Below are 1,676 nucleotides of genomic sequence, written 5' to 3' on the forward strand. Positions count from 1 at the left end.
GACCGTCACCCAAGTTCCACGAGACTCGGGACATGCTCCGCCCCTCTAGCTCAGTTGGTAGAGCTGTGGACTTTTAATCCATAGGTCGTAGGTTCGAGTCCTACGGGGGGCACCATGTCGGGCCCTGGCGTTACGGTGCCGGTAATGCTCACCAAACGCTGCCCGCGCTGTAGTCAGCAGCGCCCCGCGTTCGCGGGCACCTACTGCCCTGATTGCCGCCGCGAATACAACAAGGCGTACTACCGGCGAACGCCAGAGAAGAACATTCAACGTCGCGCAGGCAAGCGGAGAGCCATCGCGGCAGCCAAGACATACGTCCAGCAGTACTTGCAGACCCACCCATGCGTCGACTGCGGCGAAGATGACCCAGTAGTCCTTGAGTTCGATCACGTGACAGGGATCAAACTCCGTGACGTCGGATCGATGGCTCGCGCAGGCTGGAATCTGGATGCCATACGAGCCGAGATCGACAAATGCGAGGTTCGCTGTGCCAACTGCCATCGCCGCGTCACAGCTCGTCGTCGACTTGAGGTAACAGCCTGATGGACACCAAGCGGGCGCTCTCCACCTAACGCTCAATCGCGAAGCCCGCGCGGCTTATGCCTAGGATTCGTGCCACGTCGTGGCTCGAATCCTAGGCACAACGGCTCAGGCGCCCAGCGTCCGCTGGATGTCGGGCTTCATCTGCTGAAGCTGTGAGCCCCAATAGCCCCAGCTGTGTGTGCCCGTCGGCGGGAAGTTGAAGACGGCGTTATTGCCGCCCTGGGCGATGTATGCGTCCCGCCACGCCTGGTTGGCCCGCAACGCGAAATTGCCTTCCAGGAACGTCGCCGGCAGGTCGGCGCCACCGAACTCGCCGGGGACACCGCTGCCGCTGTAGAACCAGATCCGCGTGTTGTTGGCGATCAGCCGCGGGATCTGCACCGTCGGGTCATTGCGAACCCACGCCGGGCTGCCTGGCGGGCCCCACATGTCCTCCGCCCGATAACCGCCCGCATCACCCATCGCCAAGCCGATCAGGAACGGCCATTCGCCGGCTGACGGGTTCGGGAAGGCCGACAGCGACCCTGCGTAGATGAACTGGGCGGGGTGATACGCCGCGAGGATCAGCGCCGAATTCCCGGCCATCGACAGCCCGACGACCGCGTTGCCGGTGGTCGAAATCCCCTTGTTGGCGGCCAGCCACTGGGGCAGCTCCTGGGTCAGGAACGTCTCCCACATATAGGTCCGGCAGCCGCCGCTCCCGCAGGCCGGACGCTGCCAGTCGCTGTAGAAGCTCGACTGGCCGCCCACCGGCATCACCACCGACAGGCCCGACTCGTAGAACCACTCGAACGCCTGGGTCTCGATGTCCCAGCCGTTGAAGTCCTCGCGAGCACGCAGCCCGTCGAGCAAATAGACCGCGTGCGGCCCGCCGCCCTGGAACTGCACCTTGATGTCCCGGCCCATCGACGGCGACGGGACCATCAGCGTTTCGACGGGCAGACCGGGCCGTGACCACGCCCCCGCGGTCGCCGTCCCGCCGACGGCACCGACCAGCCCCGGCAGCAGGGCCGCCGCAATCGCCGCGACGAGCCCCCGTCGCGACCATCCACGCAATTTCACAGAGAACTTGACCACCGCAACCAACCCCCATCACTGACCGGAAAATACCCAGGGTGAGTGGGCGGCGCGAA

The 1,676-nt window shown here is 65.0% G+C and carries 2 protein-coding genes and 1 tRNA gene; 2 read left to right on the forward strand and 1 reads right to left on the reverse strand.

Going from position 1 to position 1,676, the window contains the following annotated elements; genetic code table 11:
* Positions 1 to 39: 39 nt before the first annotated feature.
* A tRNA-Lys gene (locus tag CWS39_RS28130) sits at positions 40 to 115 on the forward strand.
* Positions 116 to 144: 29 nt separating this feature from the next.
* The gene (locus tag CWS39_RS28795) at positions 145 to 543 is read left to right on the forward strand and encodes a hypothetical protein (protein WP_142386982.1); all 399 of its coding nucleotides are present in this window, start codon (positions 145 to 147) and stop codon (positions 541 to 543) included.
* A 105-nt stretch (positions 544 to 648) separates the two neighbouring features.
* On the opposite strand, the gene CWS39_RS28135 is transcribed toward CWS39_RS28795, so the two are convergent.
* Positions 649 to 1,620, reverse strand: a complete 972-nt coding sequence (locus tag CWS39_RS28135; RefSeq protein WP_102146099.1) for an esterase family protein — start codon at positions 1,618 to 1,620, stop codon at positions 649 to 651.
* Positions 1,621 to 1,676: the final 56 nt, after the last annotated feature.

Origin of the sequence: Mycobacterium hubeiense (assembly GCF_002838065.1) — a bacterium.
GTDB classification, from domain to species: domain Bacteria; phylum Actinomycetota; class Actinomycetes; order Mycobacteriales; family Mycobacteriaceae; genus Mycobacterium; species Mycobacterium hubeiense.